Source organism: Lysinibacillus sp. fls2-241-R2A-57, from assembly GCF_030209535.1.
Lineage (GTDB): Bacteria > Bacillota > Bacilli > Bacillales_A > Planococcaceae > Lysinibacillus.
Window position 1 is genome coordinate 26,549 of sequence record NZ_JARVRU010000053.1, and the last position, 17,949, is coordinate 44,497.

Below are 17,949 nucleotides of genomic sequence, written 5' to 3' on the forward strand. Positions count from 1 at the left end.
GGAACATATATTCCGAACGTATACTCCCCTTTTCGCCATCAAATATTTTGATTCCATTCACCCTTTAGTGTCTATTAGATTGAAATCAATCGTAGAGCTTTCATATCAACAAAATATCAGAAACATTTCAGGTTCTTATTGTATATATAGGATGATTAGCGATAAAAATGAGTACTGGAGGTTATTTATGAAATCTATCAAAGGAATTTTGTTTATTATACTAATTATGGGGAGTAGTGCTTTACTGTGGTATTTTGCTACACCTATAGAGCCTATCCATGCTGTTAACAGGCTTAGTCACATTATTGGAGGCATGGCCATAACATGCTTCTTTCTTGTCTTTTTGTTAGCAACAAGAATGAAAATTTTAGAGCGTTGGTTCCATGGACTAGAACATGTTTATTTTTATCATAAATGTTTAGCAATATTTTCACTTGTATTGGTAATTATACATGGTCAATTGCAAGATCTAGTCCCCGACTGGGATAAAGTACAAGAAACTCCGCTCAGCGAATTTGCGAAAGAGCTGGGATCGATTGGCCAATATGGTTTCATAACACTTATTTTGATTGCGCTTTTTGCTAAATTCCTAAAATATGAGCACTGGCGGATCTTTCATCGATTAATGCTAATCCCTTATACATTTGGAATTTATCATGCCTATTTTTCAAGCAGATACGATTTATTCCAGCCTACCCCTTTAGGAATTTTTACGGCAATAACTGCGACTATTGGATTTATGTCAGCACTATATATGTTGACGATGTATCAGGATATGTTTTTTAAATATAAAGGCAATATTACGGGGATCGAAAAATTAGGCTCCAATGTTATTGAACTGGAGCTAACACTTGATAAAAAAATTCCATATCGACATGGACAATTTATTTTTATAAAGATTTTTCAAGATGGATTCGAAAAGGCGCCTCATCCCTTTTCTATTTCAGGTGGCGATGGGGAAAAAATATTTGTCACTATTAAGGCACTTGGTGATTTCACAAAAAATGTATATGAATCAGTCCAACTGAATACACCAATTGCACTTGATGGTCCATTTGGTCATTTAAACTTTGACAATGGGACGCAACAACAAATTTGGATAGCAGGTGGTATAGGCATTACCCCATTTTTATCCTATTTACAATCCCAACCCGTCGATCGTGATATTGAATTATTTTACACGTATCATGGTCAAGATAATGCTAGCTATAAAGAATTTTTACAGGCGTATGCAAAAACTAATCAACAATTCAGCGTGAACTTTATTGATACTAGCCAAACGGACAGGCTATCATTTGAAAATTTTTTAGTGCCAGAAAAGACAAGCATTTTTATGTGTGGTCCAGAAAAAATGGTAAAACGTTTTGCTAAGCAATTAAAATCCTACAATACAATTGCAGACATCGAATATGAATCCTTTAAAATTAGATGAAGAATTATAAGGAACCTCTTCAATTCAAGAATCTTTAATTCGAGCAATTTTACTTGGAATATTGAAAAGTTTATCGTATAGTAAAATCTCATCACATATAAGGGAGATTTAATGATGACTATAACAAAAAGTTATTTAAATAAAGTAATGCACGAACGTAAATCTGTACGTAAATATGAGGCAAACTATAAAATTCCACAAGCAGAATTAGAGGAATTACTTGTAGAGGCAACAACAGCTCCATCATCAAGCAATCTACAGCCTTGGCGCTTTTTAGTCATCCAAGATGAGGCAGTAAAAAAAGAATTACGCTCAATTGCTAATAACCAGGAGCAAGTGGAAACTGCCTCTGCCATTATTGCAGTATTAGGCGATACTGAAATGTACAAAAATGTAGAAGAAGTCTACACAAAAAATTTCGAGCTTGGCTATATGGATGAAGCGACAAAAAATGTTATGATTGAAAACTCATTAAGACTGTATCCAAACCTTCCTAAAGAAGTTCTAAAAAATATTGCTACATTTGATGCCGGCTTAATTTCCATGCAAATTATGCTTTTAGCAAAAGACATGGGCTATGATACGGTACCAATGGCCGGCTTTAATAAAGAGGCTTTTGCGAAGCGCTTTGAATTAACAGATAATCTAGTACCAATCGTCTTAATCGCAATCGGTAAAGCAGCAGCACCAGCTTATGGCTCATCTCGTTTAGAGCTGAATGACATTGCAAAATTCATTTAATCGTGAATTTTGTTTTAATAAGACGGGCAAAATTTTCTTCTTAGAATAAATATGTTACACTAAATATAGAATAAAAAAGACTGGATGCGTCAACATCCAGTCAAACCAGCAACAATCATGCCGCACCATAGCGGCTGACCAAGTTAAAGTTATAGAAATTGTCACCTTACTTAGCCGGCAGGGTGGCTATTTCTTTTTATTTTGAGAGACAATAATGCTAAGCATCAGTGTAAGCACTGCAATTAGCAAAAGGCCACACTGCACAATTAAACTGAATGCTTCAAATACTGTCATCCGCCTCACCCCCTCTCTAAAGGGAGTTCAGCCGCCACCTGCTTTATGAATTGTTGCTATTGTTAGTCTAACAATTTTACGAAATATATTCTATCGAAAATCCTCACAAGATTAAAAACCTAAGTTGTTATCACCTGTATCGTTTGTCAGGAGAAATGCTATACTCTACATCTATCGCTTCATGAACATGAATCGACCATTCAAAGTATAGCCCACTTACGCAATTAACTTAAGACAACACTAAAGAGTATCTTTGTCCATCAATCTAAGTCTGACAATTTAGCTAACGACTTTTTCAAAAGCTGTATTTCAGACAGTGACAACGTAACACCCTTCCCCATCTTTGTATGATCCTCGGACCAATCTCTAATATCGTATTTCGGTTCACGTTCATTCCAACTAATTAAATTCAATTCTTTTTTCCACCCTTTATTGCCTTCCGATAATACTGCAATTGTTTCAATAATTTCGTATTTAATTTCTGCCATATACATTCCTCCTTATTGTATCTGTATTAAGAACTATATCTTGAAATAATAGGATTATCAAACCTGACAACGCTTGAAATAATTACACTCCTAAGAAACCCGATATCTGGATAGTGGATAATCAGTTTTTGTCGGAGGTTTTCTATGTTAATTCTTCAACTCGTATACCTTCCTCGGCTTCCACAACGTCGTATAACCATTCATTATTGAGTAATCATATAAATCTACAAGTTTTTTATTTTCATATGTATGGAAATAAGTTGGTTCGCTCACAATTGAAACTAAATTATCATTTCTATCGAGCATGGACTCTAAATAAAATCGTGTTGAAAGTTTGTCACTTTTTTGCAAATTACAATCATTACATGCCAACACTAAATTCCATAAATTATCACTTTGAACAAAACTCCACGGAATAAAGTGATCGACGTGTGTTTTTCGACGGTTAATTGATAAATCACAGTTACAATAGAAGCATCGATTTTGTTCAAATTGTGTAAGAACTTTGTAGAATGTCTCTAAAGAACTACGCTTTGAAATCACCTCTATTTTTGAGAGTAAAGCCATTGTACTTGTGGCTTCATTCACTTTTTCGAGGTATTTGACTAAATGATAATTTGTTAGGTTTATTAAAACTCGCTGGTATTTTTTCATGAATTGATAAACAGGGCTATTGAAACAAAAATGTGCATGTTTGATGTCAAATTCATAGAATACACCTGCTGTATCTCCGTAAAATGCGCCGATAACGTTCTGCTTACAGTCACGTTTCACCTCATTAACAATTTTTAGTTGCAAAGAATCCACAAGCTGATCGAATTGCCATTCGGAAGGAATAGCATTGTCATTTGCATATTTCTGCAAAATGGTTTGGGCACGAGCCGGTTTATTTTTATTAGGAGACTGTGCTAGTTTGTGATGGATTACTAAATTCCAATAGATATTTGTGAATGAATAAAATATTTGATTGTAGCTGAGTCCTAACTTTTCATCTACATTGTATAAATTTTCAAGCAAAGCTTTAAAGAAGACAAACTTATAAGAAGTTGACACTGATGAACGATAGTAAAAATTATTCAGATGTTGCCAAATCTGATGTTCAGTTACATATTGCTCACGTATTTCTCCAACCTTTAAATCATGAGACATACTGTTTCCCCTACTCCTTCACTTCAACTAAATATATACCTTTCGAAAATCCTCCGCGTTGCCTCTTCTTTTGAGTACGGATTTGTTCTAATTGTTCGTAAGACACACCGTACATATGTATAGCTGCATGTACTAATTCCAATATATCTGCAAGTTCCTCAATGGCTTCTTTTTGAGATGCTGACTCCTTAAATTCTATAGCCTCCTCTTGCATTTTCTCTTTTATTTCTTTTAGGTGTTCGCTGGAATCTAACACCCTTATGCTACAAGTTTTGCCCTCTGCTTCAATTACTTGCGGAATCAAATCACGTACTAATTTATTGTATACAGGCATTCTTATGTCCCCCTTTAATACAGCATTATTTCCCATATTTCTGTCGAATCGTTTGAATAAGTTGTTCTTTTCTTGCCCTAGATATTTGCATAAAGTATAAAAACTAATCACTATCAATACACAAATATTTAACAGCCTTTTCCCTAATCTTGCACCCTTTCAGGTAAACGAACAAAAATTTAAAAATGGTTCTTCAAAACTATTATACTAATATTTTCAAGGATGTTTTTTTCATTTTTTTATTATTATTCAAATAATCATCATCAAAAGATTAATTTTCCAAATACATTATAGTACTAATGTTTGATTTCAATTAAATATAGCATTCAAACCTTTCTAGATTTAACACTTTTGACTTGTTATGATAAGGAGGAATTTTTTTGAAAGGAGGTTTTCAAATGAGCTATGATGCTACTGAGTATAATGATGCAATCCTTGATTTGTTTTTAGCACTTTTTTTGTTAATTCTACTTGTCTTTGCATTAGCGGGCTATATTTTTAACGCACTAATTTATTATAAGGCATCTGAAAAAAATGGCTTTAGTGATATGGCTTATATTGCTTGGATTCCAATTATAAATATCTATAGCCTTTTTCTTTTGACTGCAAAGGGTGATGATGATAAAGCGGTGCGTGCGGCAGCATTAAAACCTACACTGATTTTTACGGGATTGTTATTATTTTTATTCCTCATCCCTTTAATTGGCTTTATTTCACTCCCTATCATGTTTGGTTTATGGATTTATTATTCTTACCGCTTATTGTATCGCTGGTCAGGTGATACCGGTAAAGCTGTACTTTACACCGTTTTATCGTTGATCACAGGCGGAATATTCCATGCTATTTATGGCTTAATGCACATGAATCAACCTTTCAAAGCATAGCCTAAAGAATAGATGGCAGAAGTTGCAATTATAGGAACTCTAGATCCTAACTAGGGTGAGGTTGTAACAGCAATCGTTGTTAAAAAGGATGGCCATCAATTAACGGAAGAAGAAATCATTACGATTACAAAAAAATTTAGCAGGTTTCAAATGTCCCAAAAAAGTAGTCTTTAAAGAAAAACTTCCGAGAAACGCATCTAGAAAATTCACATCAGAAAAGCGCAAGAAATCAACGTTTCTAAAATTGATTTCTCGCGCTTTTTAAAGTTTTGACCAGTTATGTCCCAGCCTCAATTTTATAATAAGTAATATAAAATCAAGTCATTTTTATACTACAAGTGTTTCAATATCGTCCTTCTTTGCCGCAACTAAATGATTGGTTGCAAGACTTACTACAATAGCTACTGCAAAGTTAAAAATAAGAGCAATCATTCCTGTACTGATGTCATTAATTACGTTTGGAATGTTCGGGAAAAAGTCAATTAGTTTATGTGATGTTATGGCACTATAAAATACGATTCCTACACCGGTAAAAATTCCTGCCATTGCACCGATTTTGTTAAGAATGCGATTTTTATAGAAACTAAACAGGAGCGCTGGAAAAAGTTGTGTTATTAAGCTGTATGACATAATGTTCAAGATTGCTAGTGCATCTCCTCCAGTAATCGTGAAGATGAATGCAACCAATATGATAGCAAACACAAATATTTTTGAAGCAAATAACTGTTGGCGATCTGTTGCCTTTGGTTTCACAAGTTTGTAAAATCCAGTCATTAATCCAACTGAAGCAGACATTAACATAACAGATGCTGGTACTAAAGCAGTTAATAACCCAGCAGCACCGACAACGCCTACTATCCAAGGATCAAATGTTTGAATCGTTAATCGGAGTAATGATAAATCTCCTTCAGCCCCTTGTAATCCAGGAATCTCTACAATGGCTGCAAAACCAATGAAAAATGCGAATAAGAGTAATAGCGTATACAAAGGTAAGGTAATGGCATTTTTCTTCAATGCTTTTGCACTCTTAGATGAAAATAATACTGAAAAGCTGGTTGGTAATAAATAGAATCCGAACGCATTTAATAAAATAGTTGAGACAAACCAAGAAATACTTAAGCCAGAACTAGCGAGAGTTAAGCTTTCTGGTTTTATTTTTTCTACAGCTTCAAATAGAGGTTGTATGCCTCCAAAATAATGGTATGGAATATAAATTCCTAAAAATACAATGACGCCTAATATCATGATATCCTTTAATACAGCTGTCCAAGCAGAGCCATGGATACCTGAGATGGTAACATAAATTGTAATAATTATGGCACCAATAGTACTAGCCACAATTGGACTAATCCCTCCATAGGAAGCCTCTGAAACAATAATACCTAACCCTTTTAATTGTATAACTAAATATGGGATCAAGGCGATAGCACCCAAAAACGCTACAACTAATCCTAATATTGGACTTTTATATTTGGAAGCAAAGTATTCTGGTTGAGAAATAATATGATGGTCTTTAGCATAGTTCCAAATCTTTGGTGCAATCCAATAAGATAAAACATATGCTAAACAAATATATGCAGGTACATAAAAAGCAGCGGCTCCATTCGAATAAGCCCAACCACTACCACCAAGGAATGTAAAAGTAGTATAAACTTCTCCTGCAATTAGTAGGAAAATGAATAATGTACCAAAACCCTTATTACCAACAGCAAATTCATCAACATTCATTTTTTTCCCACGTGTTGCTAGTATACCAAGGAAAAGAGCAATCAATGCAAATGCAAAGATAATCAGTAAAGCTATATTCATTATTCATCGCCTCCTTGGTTTTCAGGATCCAATTTATACACAATCGCTAACACTACTGACGATAATATCATCCATAAAGTAATCCAGAACAGGAGAAACGGTAAACCAAAAATATAAGGCTCTATTTTATTTGCAAAGGGCAAACATAAGCACATTCCAATAAACGGTATCAACAATAACAGTTTAATATTTTTCATATATGCCTCCTTGGAATTTCTTTTTTTATCATCCAAAAAAGTAGTGTAACCCTCAGTTTAACGAGCATAAGCCTGGAAATTCGGAGTTTAAAACAGCTATTCATAATGTATAAATGTCTTTTCTACGGATACGATCTTTATAAGTTGTAGCAGCTCCATTTTTTCGATTTTCGTATAGATCTTCAAGAGATAGTTCAGCTGTTACAACTGTACTTGATTTACTTGTAGTTTCTGCAATGACGCCATTTTTTGTCCAAGGTAAGTCAGCAGGTCCTATAATAGCGGTGGTACCAAATCCGTTTTGAATGGGACCTTGGATTTCGCCAATCGTAGGGCAATGAACGACATAGAGTTGGTTTTCAATACTTCGTGCATGAACACAATGGCGAACTCTCCAGAAACCATATTCAGTGAACGTATAGGAAGGGCAAAAGATAATATCGGCACCTTTTTGACTATATATATGTGCAATTTCTGGAATCTCTATTTCATAGCATATGGCAATACCAAATGTTACTGGTCCAATTTTGAAAACTTCTAATTCATCTCCCTCTATAGTGTTCCAAGCAGATTCAGCAGGGAAAATATGTGTCTTCCGATGTTTTAATACATTGCCTTCTCCATCAAAGATATAGGTCGTATTATAATTTCCTTTATAGGTAGGTTCAATTGTAGAACCTGCAATAATAATCTGTTTTCTTTGCTGTGAAAGATTATTAAAAAATCGAAGATAGTCATCTAAAAAGAAACCTAGTTTTTCATTATCTTTTTCTGCAAATTGATTGTAATTGTTATAAGTTGTTAGTAAAGACATCGTAAACAATTCTGGTAAGAGCACATAATCGCTTGAAAGTGGCACATCATTGAATGCATGTAAAATTCGGTCTTTAAAGGTAGAGAAATGATCAACTTTTTGCAATTCAAATTGACAGCTTGAAATTTTTATTGTCATAAAAGTCCCCCAGCCTCATCACTATAATTTCGTTTTAGAGCGTTCGAAAAGAATATCACCATCTAGCATTGTTAATTCGACTTGAATATCTTTTAAATCTTGTGGAAGGGTTTTCAAAATACTTCGATCGAGTACAATCATATCTGCTAATTTACCGGGTTCTAAACTACCCTTTATATCCTCGTCAAAACTTGCATATGCACCGTTATAGGTATATAGACGAATGGCTTCAAGAACATCTATTTTTTGTTTTTCACCAAATGAAGTTCCATTGGCAGTGAGTCGATTGACCGCTTCGTAAATTCCAATAAACGGATTGTAGGTTGTAACTGGTGAGTCTGACCCAGCAGCAGCAATAATTCCTTGATCAATAAAGTCTCGTGCAGGGTACATAAAGTCCGTACGTTCACCGTAATTCGTTAAATAACTTTCACCAAACTCATACGGAAATGGTGGATTAGGTATTGGAATCACCTTTAACTCTTTCATTCGTTGCTGTAAATCAGGGCTTGAAATTCCAGCGTGTTCAATACGATGTCGATGATTTTCTTGTAAAGCGCGTTCTACAACATTCAAATACATTTCAATTGCTTGATCACCTTGAGCATGTACAGTAATTTGATAGCCTAATTCATGTGCTTTACCAAGTACTTCATAAATTTCATCCTCGGTGTAATATAAGATTCCACGATCGTCGGGATTGCTTGTATAACCTTCACGGGTAGCAATAGTCGGACCAGTACTACTACCATCTGTAAACAATTTAGCAGGACCCACTTTAAAGAATTCATTTCCAGTTCCAGTTAATACCCCAGATTCCATCATATTTAATGTGAACTGCCTACAGTCATTTAAAGTAGCAATCATCGCATAGACACGAATTTTCAAGTCACCTTTTTGGGAGGCTAATTGTAACATTCGGTAACTTTCTTTTGTAAACGTTCCAGCTTCATGAATACTTGTAATGCCAACTTTTAAGAAATGTTGCTGTGCGATTTGAATGGCTTGATAAACTTCTTCATTTGAATAAGATGCAATCTCACTAAACTGCATATATGCAGTTTCGATCAATCGTCCAGTTCGTTGACCTATTGCATTTCTTTCAATTAAACCTCCTTGAGGATCAGGAGTTGTTTCGTCAATACCTGCTAGATGTAAAGCAACTGAATTGACAATTCCGATGTGACAGCAAGTACGGGTAATGACAATCGGGTGGTCTTTCGTAATGTTGTCTAATTCTTCAAGAGTAGGATATCGTTTTTCCTTAACCGTTCGTTCATTGAAACCCCAAGCGCGAATCCACTGACCCTTTGGCGTAGTAGCAGCTTTGTCTTTTAAAGCAGTCAAAATCGCATCTATAGAATCCAACTCGGGCTCTTTACAGCTGATACTGAGATGAAAAGTACCATACGTGACCAAATGTAAGTGAGCATCAATAATTCCAGGTAGAATTGATTTTCCTTCCAAGTCAAATACTTGTGTAGAATCATCAATTAAATCTTTAATCTCCTCATTCGAACCAACTGCTACTATTTTGTTATCAGAAATCGCTAGAGCCTCTCGGATAGAATCTTGTCCATCTACAGTAATTACTTCACCATTTAAAAAAGCAATGTTCGCTTTCATCTAAATCCTCCTTATTATATAAATTGAATATTCAGAAAAAACAGAGTGTGTTAGTCTATTCATTTATTTTACTAAAAATAAATTGTCTTACATTCTTACAAAAGGTAATTAATTTTACTTTTTTTTAGACAAAAGGTTAAAAGGATTATTATTACGTAACTATAAAAAGAGGTTGAGAAAAAATTGGCCAAAACCTAAAAAGGCGCGAGAAATCAATTTTAGAAACGTTGATTTCTCGCGCTTTTCTGATGTGTAATTTTTAATTTTCGCTTTAAAAATGTACTTATGTCCTGCCCTCTTTTTATGTGCATCCTACTATTACTTTTAGATAGAAAAAACACATTTATGCTGTTCTTTACCATACGTTTTAACAAGTGTCATCCACAATTTTTGGTGATGAGCCCAATAATTACAGCATATGATGTACTCTTCAATATTTTCATTTCAAAATTAGTTGCATCCAAAGTAAAGAACAAAAATTTTTTATAAAATGATTCTTCACCACTAGTTTTCCATTAATTCCATTTTTTTTTTACAATTCAATCAATATTTTATCAAAAATTCATCATCAAAATAACATATACCTTTAGTAAAAATAGTATAATTGTATGATTACCACTAAATACTGGATATTTTTCACTGTAGATTTATAACTTTAGTATTGTTATTATTATGAAGTATTTTTTTTGAAAGGAGGTTTTCTTATGTACGATTCTTATTATAGCAATGATATCGAAACTGCCTTAGGTGGTTTGTTTCTCTTGATTTTTTTAATTTGCCTTGTGATGGGTATTGCAGGCTATGTGATTAGTTCACTCATTTTTTATAATGCATCTAAAACAAATGGCTTTGGTGATCTAGCTTATATTGCTTGGATCCCTATTATTAACGTTTATAGCCTTTTCTTATTGACTGCAAAAGGTGATAATGACGTAGCAGTTCGTGCAGATGCGAAAAAGAATGTTCTTATTTATGCTGGTTTATTACTCATATCATTCATTCCGCTTATTGGTCTACTTGCTTATTTAGGTATTCTTGGCTTTGCTCTGTATTTCACATATCGTCTATTCTATCGTTGGACAGGTGAAAGTGGAAAGGCAGTACTTTTTATTATTTTAACAATCATTACTTTAGGTTTATTCTATTTTATCTATGGCTTAATAAAAATGAACAAACCTTTTGTTGCATAATTACTTATGTACTTACAAAAACCTCTTTATGCTTTTTAAAGCTTAAAGAGGTTTTCTACTTATTCACGTAATTTTACACTATAATGTCTCATGGATTTAGGAATGCCTTTTAATGCAAGCACCCCACTATAGACTAAATATCTTATTCTACATTCTAAAAAGAAGACACTCGGAAGCTCGATCATTAAAGGTAAGAGTTCTGCAATCACTGCTCCCGTTTTTATAAAATCTTTAGTTGCTTGATCATTATGTAACTTTTCTATCGTCGCAATGATTAAAGGGTCAAAATAATTTTCTGGTACCCCTTTTATTTCATTATCAATCCAGAGACGCAGAACATCATTAGTGTGCGATAATGTTACCCATTCATTTTGGAAAATAAGGCGTTCCTCGGTTGTTAACGGCTTTTTTTCCTTTGCGTTTACAAAAAGCTGCGCTAATTGCTGTGAATTAAGCTGACCTGCCGCAAGATTAGTCATACCATGCTCTGTTGTTGTATTAATAAGAAAAATCTCATTTGATTTATCTCGCAATAAATAAAGGAAAAAACGAAGCCCACATTGTTCATCGGCATTATTACCATACCAAATATAGATAGGCACATGATTTGAAATATCCTCTATTTCACGCAAAGTATTTGTAAGCTTATTTTGATAAACATCTTCCTGTTCATCGTTAATATTTTCATATAACCAATCATTTCGGAAGGCTTGACCTCTTTTCTCCTCTAACTTCCACAATGGTCCAATTGACAAGCAATCAGGAAAACCAATCACATGTTTAGGTGGTACAAGCGCTATTCTCACTGACCCTGCTGCAGATTCAGAACTAACAATATGAACTGCCTGTGTTATTAATCGTTGGTCGACAGAACGGTGTTTTTGAATACAGTCATTTATGATTTCTACTAAGTTGCATAATTCATCGTGCTCTAGACAAAATCCACACCCCTCAATTGCTTCATTTACTTCATGGTTGAATGTTTCAAATGAAGCATGATGCTGTAATTCATACGTCTGCCATTCACTATAATCTATCAAATCTGATGCGTTCACATAATTATTTGCTTTAATTTTATAGACAAAAACCGTATTTGACTCAAATAAAAAATAAATAAATGGATAATTTACTTTCGATTCCATAATTCGGCCCCCTTTATATAAATTTTACGTTATTTTTTAGGTTAAGCGAGCAATGAATTTTTAAGAGCACGATACACGTAAGTAAAATTGCAATTTAGGCCAATATTTCATGGCATGATCGACTGAATAATCTTATACAGCTAGAATTATGAATATGAGTGCATTTTCAAAAGCTAAAAGTGTTATACTAATAAGCACGTTATAAATTGAGGAGTTAGACAATATGAAATATTTTAAACCACAAATGCAGCAACTTGTGAAAGAAAACCGTGAATTACATGATCGCCTAAAAGAGTTAATGTCCGAAATGGATTTGCAAAAAAATTACGCTTTAAAAGCTCTATATCACGCTGAAGTAGCGGACGGTGGACGCTATCAGCAAGATTATCAAGCGTTGGACTATTTATATAAATAATTCTCAATGAGCAAAAACACTTTTAATAATTTCCATTAATGAATCAATATTTAAAATCAATTTTTTAAAAGTAATAAACGCAAGAATGTTGATTCCGATAGCATTCTTGCGTTTTCTCATTAATTATCTACCTATATCATTAATTCTTGCTACTTGCACTGCCTTTGCCATGTATTCCTCACGCATTTCCACTGGCACCATACTTCCACCTGTTGCCCAAACAAGATGGACAGCTTGCTCCATTTTATCAACTAAATCATGCTTTTCTAAATAACTTTGTCCTTTTTTCATTAACTGAATTGGTCCAAACATCCCAGCATGTGCAGATGGCTCTAAAAATAATTCTTCAACTTCCATAGCTATTGCGAGCGATTTAAATAATTCCTCATCTTTCACTGTGTAACAGCCACTTATATATGTTTCCATTACCTTGCCAACAAATTTTGACGCACGCCCAACAGCAAGACCATCTGCTTCCGTTTTATTATCAAGACCAATGTCCTCTACACTGATGGCATCATGTAAACCAGTCATTAAACCAATAGTCATACAAGGGGATGCTACTGGCTCAGCAAAGAAAATATGGGCATGTTCTCCAAAAATTTCACGTATCCCGTACGCAACACCGCCAGGTCCACCACCTACACCACACGGCAAATACACGAACAATGGATGGGCTTCATCCACAGTAATATTCGTCTTTTCAAACTGTGCTTTTAAACGCTTCGCCGCCACTGCATAGCCAGCAAATAAGTCTTTCGAATTCTCATCATCAATGAAATGGCACATAGGATCTTGTTCAGCCTCACGACGACCCTGTTCTACTGCAACGCTATAATCAGCTTCATATTCAATAACTGTCGCACCTTTTTCTCGCAGTAATGCTTTTTTCCACGCTTTTGCGTCACTCGACATATGTACAACGACATTAAAGCCGAGTTTTTTGCCCATAATGCCGATACTTAATCCTAAATTACCTGTAGAACCTACGGCAATTGTGTATTGCTGGAAGAAAGATTGAAAGTCCTCTGTTGCCAATACTGCATAATCATCCTCTTTTGTTAGTTTACCACTAGCGATTGCAAGCCGCTCTGCATGCCTTAATACTTCAAAAATACCCCCACGAGCTTTAATAGAGCCGGATATTGGCAAGGTATGATCGCATTTTAAGATAAATTGACCCGGTATTAGAAGATCAAATTCCTTCTCAAGAGCTTTCTTCATCAATGGTATTTCTTGAATAGATGATTCAATAAGTCCTTTACTTTCTACAAGCTCTGGAAATGCTAAGATTAAATAGGAAGAAAAGCGTTTAAGTGTCTCTTCTGCCTCCTCAACTTCCTCCATTGAAAAAAGATTTGTCTTCGCCTTTTTTTTCCAATTTGTATTTTCCAAAAGTACAGTATTCTTATTTGCTAACTCTTTTAAATTCGGAAATTGATTAAATAGTTCGTGTTTAAGTTCATTTTCCATCTTCTGACGCCTCCATTTTTTGCGCTAAAATTGCTCGTTCACAAATTTGTCGAAATTTCATTTTGAATGAAATATTGTTTTCTTGAGTTCGTTTTTTAGGTCCCCTCGTACGTCCACCGGCACGTCTAATTTTTTGTCCGACATGGCGCATTTCAAGCAAACGTTCGATATTTTCATTAGACATCTCTCTTCCATTTTGATCAATTGGATACCCTCCTCTTGCCAAAACCATAGCTGCTAAACCGTAATCCTGTGTAATGACAATATCATGCTTTGAAAGCGCATTCACTAGCGTGAAATCAACCGAATCCGGACCTTTGGGTACAATAATTGTTATTACATTATCACGTTCAATACGGTGGGATGTATCGCAAAACAAGATTGTTTCAATCTCAAACTCAGATGATATTGATAGCGCTAAATCCACTACTGGACAGGCATCAGCGTCAATTAAAACCTTCACAATAAAGCATCATTCCTTTCTCATAATTAGATAGATAACTCACCTAATTGTTATTCCTATATAACGATTTCACCCCTCCGTTTGTTCAATTTTTCACAAACTTAAGACTGTTCAAAAAAGTATTTTATTGAATAGTGCGAAAAATAGATATACGATACACCTATCAAACAACTGGAGGTTTTTTACTATGACAACTACAACTGTGAGCAACGAACAATTAGCAAAAGAATACGTGGATGGTGTATTCGAGCAATTAAAACAACAGAACAGTCATCAAGCGGAGTTCTTACAAGCCGCTGAAGAAATTTTCATTTCTTTAGTGCCTGTCTTTGCGCAACACCCTGAATATATTAAAGCAAATATTTTATCGCGAATCGTTGAACCAGATCGTATCATTTCCTTCCGTGTTGCTTGGCAAGATGATAACAACCAAGTTCAAGTAAACCGTGGTTATCGTGTACAATACAGCAACGTAATGGGACCATATAAAGGCGGTCTTCGTTTCCACCCTTCCGTTAACGAATCAATTATCAAATTTTTAGGATTTGAACAAATCTTTAAAAATGCTTTAACAGGCCAACCAATCGGTGGTGGTAAAGGTGGCTCAAACTTCGATCCTAAAGGTAAATCAGATTCTGAAATCATGCGCTTCTGTCAAGCATTCATGACTGAATTATACCGCCATATTGGTCCAGATGTCGATGTTCCTGCAGGTGATATCGGAGTTGGAGCTCGAGAAGTAGGCTATTTATGGGGTCAATACAAGCGTTTAACAAAAGCAAGCGAATCTGGTGTATTAACTGGTAAAACTCCTGGATATGGCGGTTCTTTAGCTCGTAAAGAGGCTACAGGTTATGGTACTGTCTACTTTGTAAACGAAATGCTAAAAGATGCCAATGATTCATTCGAGGGTAAAACAGTTGTAGTTTCTGGCTCTGGTAACGTTTCAACATATGCAATTGAAAAAGCTCAAGCTTATGGCGCAAAAGTTGTTGCTTGTTCTGACTCTTCAGGCTATGTTTATGACCCAGATGGTTTAGATCTTGATGCAATTAAAGAAATTAAAGAAGTAAAAGGCGATCGTATCTCCACTTACGTTAACTATCGTCCAAATGCTACATTTACAGAAGGCTGCACAGGTATCTGGACTATTCCTTGTGACATTGCGCTTCCATGTGCTACTCAAAACGAAATTAACGGTGAATCAGCTCGCACTTTAATTTCAAACGGTGTAAAAGCTATTGGTGAAGGTGCAAACATGCCATCAGACCTTGAAGCAATTAACGAATTCTTAGACGCTGGCGTATTATTCGGACCTGCTAAAGCTGCTAACGCAGGCGGTGTTGCTGTATCTGCTCTTGAAATGGCGCAAGATTCTAGCCGCGTATTCTGGTCATTTGAAAAAGTAGATGCTAAATTACATCAAATTATGAAAGATATTTACGCAGACAGTAAAGCTGCTGCTGAAAAATATGGTTACCCTGGGAACCTTGTAGTAGGCGCAAACATTGCAGGCTTCGTAAAAGTAGCAGATGGTATGCTTGCTGAAGGCGTATATTAATAACATTCTTTTTCCATTAATTTAATTTAGAATTTTCTTGATTTCACCTAAGATGATAGCGAATATTCGTTATCATCTTATTTTTTGGTAAAAAAATAGTTATAAGTCATAATAAATTACTTTTAAAACGAACATTTTTATTATTAAATATTCAAAACATTCGTGTTATAATGATAGAGTACTATGAAATATTGGAGGGTTTTTTGTGGAATTATTGTATACAGGTAAAACGAAAAATGTGTTTCAATTAGAAGATGGTCATTACTTATTAAAATTTAAAGATGATGTAACTGGTGAAAACGGCGTATTCGACCCAGGTGCTAACACTGTTGGATTAACAATTGATGGTGCTGGTTTAGCTGGACTTCGCTTAACTTCTTATTTCTACTCAAAACTAAACGAACAAGGTGTTCCTACTCACTATGTTGATGCAAATTTTAATGATGCAACAATGACGGTTAAGCCTGCAACGGTTTTTGGTAAAGGCTTAGAGGTTATTTGCCGCTTCAAGGCAGTAGGTTCTTTCCTACGTCGCTACGGTGCTTACGCGAAAGAAGGCCAAGACTTAGATTCTTTCGTAGAAGTTACCATTAAAGATGATGATCGACTAGATCCTCCTATTTCTGAAGATGCTTTAGCAATGTTAAACCTGTTAACACACGAAGAATACGCAATTTTAAAGCAACGTACAATTGAAATTTCTAAATTCGTTGCTGCAGAGCTTGCCAAAAAAGGGTTAACACTTTACGACATCAAATTAGAATTTGGCCGTGATGCTAAAACAAATGAAATTTTATTAATAGATGAAATTTCAGGTGGTAATATGCGTGCTTACAAAGGTGAACAATATATTGAACCATTAGAGCTTGAAAAAATTATGTTAGCTGAATAAAAAATAATCCATTCATGTTAGTATATATCGGCTTGACTGGATAGGAATAATCAAAAAAGAGTCGCATTCTTGTGGCTCTTTTTTCGCAAATAAGATGATTTTTTCTTTCTTTCGAAACTTTTCATCGGATCATCCGTATACTAATATGCAATTATACTATTATTTTGGAGGTAATTTAATGGATAACTATAATGACACACCACAAGAAAGGCCAAAGGTTAATCCATTTTTGTCTGTTTGGTTGCATCCAAAGCAAACAGCTCGTTACATGATTGATGAAAAATCAATCGGCTTTGCAATCCTTATTATGTCTATTGGCTATATCGGTTCTTCGCTATCCGGACTTATTGACCCAAAATTTATGACAGATTTTTCTCTTTGGATTTTAGCACTACTTTGTGTGATATTTGCACCAATAGCAGGGATTATCGGCACAAGTTTTTCAACGTTAATATTTTGGCTGTTTGGTAAACTTTTTAAAGGGACTGGTACATTTTCTGATTTATTTAAAGGTTTAAGTTTAACTGCTATACCATTCATCGTTCTTATACCACTTTACTTAATTTGGTTGATTACATCGCCTGAAACATTAATGGACACTAACTCCGTTGATACAATACCTTGGTTATTATTAATAACTGGTTTGGTTAGCCTTATTCTAGCGATCTGGTCTTTTGTTATCACAGTAGGTGTTGTGGCAGAAGCTCATGAATTCGAAATTTGGAAAGCAATATTGACTGTTATTATTCCTTCTATTATTCTGTTCATTATTTTCTTTATTTTCTTTATCATTCTTATGTTCGGCATAATCGGCATTAGTATGATGTAAAAAAAATCTCCCCTCTGAACAGAGAGGGCACTGAAAAAGTCCACTATTTAAATTAGGCAGTTGAAAGTTCGATTTAAT

At 34.7% G+C, this 17,949-nt stretch carries 19 protein-coding genes; 8 read left to right on the top strand and 11 right to left on the bottom strand.

All coding sequences use genetic code 11. The annotated features are described in order from the left end of the window. Positions 1-187: 187 nt before the first annotated feature. On the top strand, positions 188-1,432 hold the full coding sequence (locus QRN68_RS11370; protein WP_285396998.1) for a ferredoxin reductase family protein: 1,245 nt from the start codon (positions 188-190) through the stop codon (positions 1,430-1,432). Between the two features lie 114 nt (positions 1,433-1,546). Then, complete coding sequence (locus tag QRN68_RS11375) at positions 1,547-2,173, top strand: nitroreductase family protein (protein WP_285396999.1); 627 nt, start codon at positions 1,547-1,549, stop codon at positions 2,171-2,173. A gap of 186 nt (positions 2,174-2,359) precedes the next feature. Here the strand turns inward: QRN68_RS11375 and QRN68_RS11380 are convergent, their stop codons facing one another. The 4 genes from QRN68_RS11380 to QRN68_RS11395 form a co-directional block, all read right to left on the bottom strand. Beyond that, positions 2,360-2,467, bottom strand: a complete 108-nt coding sequence (locus tag QRN68_RS11380) for a putative holin-like toxin (protein WP_232733159.1) — start codon at positions 2,465-2,467, stop codon at positions 2,360-2,362. 260 nt (positions 2,468-2,727) lie between these two features. Then, entirely contained in the window at positions 2,728-2,955 is a 228-nt protein-coding gene (locus QRN68_RS11385; protein ID WP_285397000.1) for a YdbC family protein, read from the bottom strand. Between the two features lie 147 nt (positions 2,956-3,102). Beyond that, complete coding sequence (locus tag QRN68_RS11390; RefSeq protein WP_285397001.1) at positions 3,103-4,104, bottom strand: HNH endonuclease; 1,002 nt, start codon at positions 4,102-4,104, stop codon at positions 3,103-3,105. A gap of 10 nt (positions 4,105-4,114) precedes the next feature. Next, entirely contained in the window at positions 4,115-4,438 is a 324-nt protein-coding gene (locus tag QRN68_RS11395; RefSeq protein ID WP_285397002.1) for a nucleoside triphosphate pyrophosphohydrolase, read from the bottom strand. A 380-nt stretch (positions 4,439-4,818) separates the two neighbouring features. Here QRN68_RS11395 and QRN68_RS11400 point away from each other — a divergent pair, with 380 nt between their 5' ends. Continuing rightward, complete coding sequence (locus QRN68_RS11400) at positions 4,819-5,322, top strand: hypothetical protein (RefSeq protein ID WP_285397003.1); 504 nt, start codon at positions 4,819-4,821, stop codon at positions 5,320-5,322. Between the two features lie 327 nt (positions 5,323-5,649). Here QRN68_RS11400 and QRN68_RS11405 read toward each other — a convergent pair whose 3' ends face one another. The 4 genes from QRN68_RS11405 to QRN68_RS11420 form a co-directional block, all read right to left on the bottom strand. Further along, positions 5,650-7,131 (bottom strand): sodium:solute symporter family protein, encoded by a 1,482-nt coding sequence (locus QRN68_RS11405; protein WP_285397004.1) that lies wholly within the window; start codon positions 7,129-7,131, stop codon positions 5,650-5,652. Further along, positions 7,131-7,328, bottom strand: a complete 198-nt coding sequence (locus tag QRN68_RS11410) for a DUF3311 domain-containing protein (protein WP_285397005.1) — start codon at positions 7,326-7,328, stop codon at positions 7,131-7,133. The genes QRN68_RS11405 and QRN68_RS11410 overlap by 1 nt, the downstream gene beginning before the upstream one ends. A 100-nt stretch (positions 7,329-7,428) precedes the next feature. After that, positions 7,429-8,280 (bottom strand): nitrilase-related carbon-nitrogen hydrolase, encoded by an 852-nt coding sequence (locus QRN68_RS11415; protein WP_285397006.1) that lies wholly within the window; start codon positions 8,278-8,280, stop codon positions 7,429-7,431. Positions 8,281-8,301: 21 nt separating this feature from the next. After that, positions 8,302-9,906, bottom strand: coding sequence for an amidohydrolase (locus QRN68_RS11420; RefSeq protein ID WP_285397007.1), 1,605 nt, complete (start codon positions 9,904-9,906; stop codon positions 8,302-8,304). A gap of 704 nt (positions 9,907-10,610) precedes the next feature. Between QRN68_RS11420 and QRN68_RS11425 the strand changes: the two genes are divergently transcribed. After that, positions 10,611-11,096, top strand: coding sequence for a hypothetical protein (locus QRN68_RS11425; RefSeq protein ID WP_285397008.1), 486 nt, complete (start codon positions 10,611-10,613; stop codon positions 11,094-11,096). A 59-nt stretch (positions 11,097-11,155) separates the two neighbouring features. Here QRN68_RS11425 and QRN68_RS11430 read toward each other — a convergent pair whose 3' ends face one another. After that, on the bottom strand, positions 11,156-12,238 hold the full coding sequence (locus tag QRN68_RS11430; RefSeq protein ID WP_285397009.1) for a DUF1835 domain-containing protein: 1,083 nt from the start codon (positions 12,236-12,238) through the stop codon (positions 11,156-11,158). Between the two features lie 223 nt (positions 12,239-12,461). Here QRN68_RS11430 and QRN68_RS11435 point away from each other — a divergent pair, with 223 nt between their 5' ends. Further along, a complete protein-coding gene (locus tag QRN68_RS11435; RefSeq protein WP_049666523.1) occupies positions 12,462-12,653 on the top strand; it encodes a hypothetical protein in 192 nt (63 codons plus the stop codon). A gap of 123 nt (positions 12,654-12,776) precedes the next feature. On the opposite strand, the gene QRN68_RS11440 is transcribed toward QRN68_RS11435, so the two are convergent. Beyond that, positions 12,777-14,126, bottom strand: coding sequence for a D-serine ammonia-lyase (locus QRN68_RS11440; RefSeq protein WP_285397010.1), 1,350 nt, complete (start codon positions 14,124-14,126; stop codon positions 12,777-12,779). Next, on the bottom strand, positions 14,116-14,589 hold the full coding sequence (locus QRN68_RS11445) for a YaiI/YqxD family protein (protein WP_285397011.1): 474 nt from the start codon (positions 14,587-14,589) through the stop codon (positions 14,116-14,118). Before QRN68_RS11445 ends, QRN68_RS11440 begins: the two co-directional genes overlap by 11 nt. Positions 14,590-14,776: 187 nt before the next feature. On the opposite strand from QRN68_RS11445, the gene gdhA reads away from it, so the two are divergent. The 3 genes from gdhA (at position 14,777) to QRN68_RS11460 (ending at position 17,871) form a co-directional block, all read left to right on the top strand. Further along, positions 14,777-16,150, top strand: a complete 1,374-nt coding sequence (gene gdhA / locus QRN68_RS11450) for an NADP-specific glutamate dehydrogenase (protein ID WP_285397012.1) — start codon at positions 14,777-14,779, stop codon at positions 16,148-16,150. 205 nt (positions 16,151-16,355) lie between these two features. Beyond that, positions 16,356-17,042, top strand: a complete 687-nt coding sequence (locus QRN68_RS11455) for a phosphoribosylaminoimidazolesuccinocarboxamide synthase (RefSeq protein ID WP_285397013.1) — start codon at positions 16,356-16,358, stop codon at positions 17,040-17,042. A gap of 178 nt (positions 17,043-17,220) precedes the next feature. Then, the gene (locus QRN68_RS11460; RefSeq protein ID WP_285397014.1) at positions 17,221-17,871 is read left to right on the top strand and encodes a Yip1 family protein; all 651 of its coding nucleotides are present in this window, start codon (positions 17,221-17,223) and stop codon (positions 17,869-17,871) included. Positions 17,872-17,949: the final 78 nt, after the last annotated feature.

Coding starts and splice junctions, on each gene's coding strand:
- QRN68_RS11370 (WP_285396998.1), top strand. CDS start 188: ATGAAATCTATCAAAGGAATTTTGTTTATTATACTAATTATGGGGAGT.
- QRN68_RS11375 (WP_285396999.1), top strand. CDS start 1,547: ATGACTATAACAAAAAGTTATTTAAATAAAGTAATGCACGAACGTAAA.
- QRN68_RS11380 (WP_232733159.1), bottom strand. CDS start 2,467: ATGACAGTATTTGAAGCATTCAGTTTAATTGTGCAGTGTGGCCTTTTG.
- QRN68_RS11385 (WP_285397000.1), bottom strand. CDS start 2,955: ATGGCAGAAATTAAATACGAAATTATTGAAACAATTGCAGTATTATCG.
- QRN68_RS11390 (WP_285397001.1), bottom strand. CDS start 4,104: ATGTCTCATGATTTAAAGGTTGGAGAAATACGTGAGCAATATGTAACT.
- QRN68_RS11395 (WP_285397002.1), bottom strand. CDS start 4,438: ATGCCTGTATACAATAAATTAGTACGTGATTTGATTCCGCAAGTAATT.
- QRN68_RS11405 (WP_285397004.1), bottom strand. CDS start 7,131: ATGAATATAGCTTTACTGATTATCTTTGCATTTGCATTGATTGCTCTT.
- QRN68_RS11410 (WP_285397005.1), bottom strand. CDS start 7,328: ATGAAAAATATTAAACTGTTATTGTTGATACCGTTTATTGGAATGTGC.
- QRN68_RS11415 (WP_285397006.1), bottom strand. CDS start 8,280: ATGACAATAAAAATTTCAAGCTGTCAATTTGAATTGCAAAAAGTTGAT.
- QRN68_RS11420 (WP_285397007.1), bottom strand. CDS start 9,906: ATGAAAGCGAACATTGCTTTTTTAAATGGTGAAGTAATTACTGTAGAT.
- QRN68_RS11425 (WP_285397008.1), top strand. CDS start 10,611: ATGTACGATTCTTATTATAGCAATGATATCGAAACTGCCTTAGGTGGT.
- QRN68_RS11430 (WP_285397009.1), bottom strand. CDS start 12,238: ATGGAATCGAAAGTAAATTATCCATTTATTTATTTTTTATTTGAGTCA.
- QRN68_RS11435 (WP_049666523.1), top strand. CDS start 12,462: ATGAAATATTTTAAACCACAAATGCAGCAACTTGTGAAAGAAAACCGT.
- QRN68_RS11440 (WP_285397010.1), bottom strand. CDS start 14,126: ATGGAAAATGAACTTAAACACGAACTATTTAATCAATTTCCGAATTTA.
- gdhA (WP_285397012.1), top strand. CDS start 14,777: ATGACAACTACAACTGTGAGCAACGAACAATTAGCAAAAGAATACGTG.
- QRN68_RS11460 (WP_285397014.1), top strand. CDS start 17,221: ATGGATAACTATAATGACACACCACAAGAAAGGCCAAAGGTTAATCCA.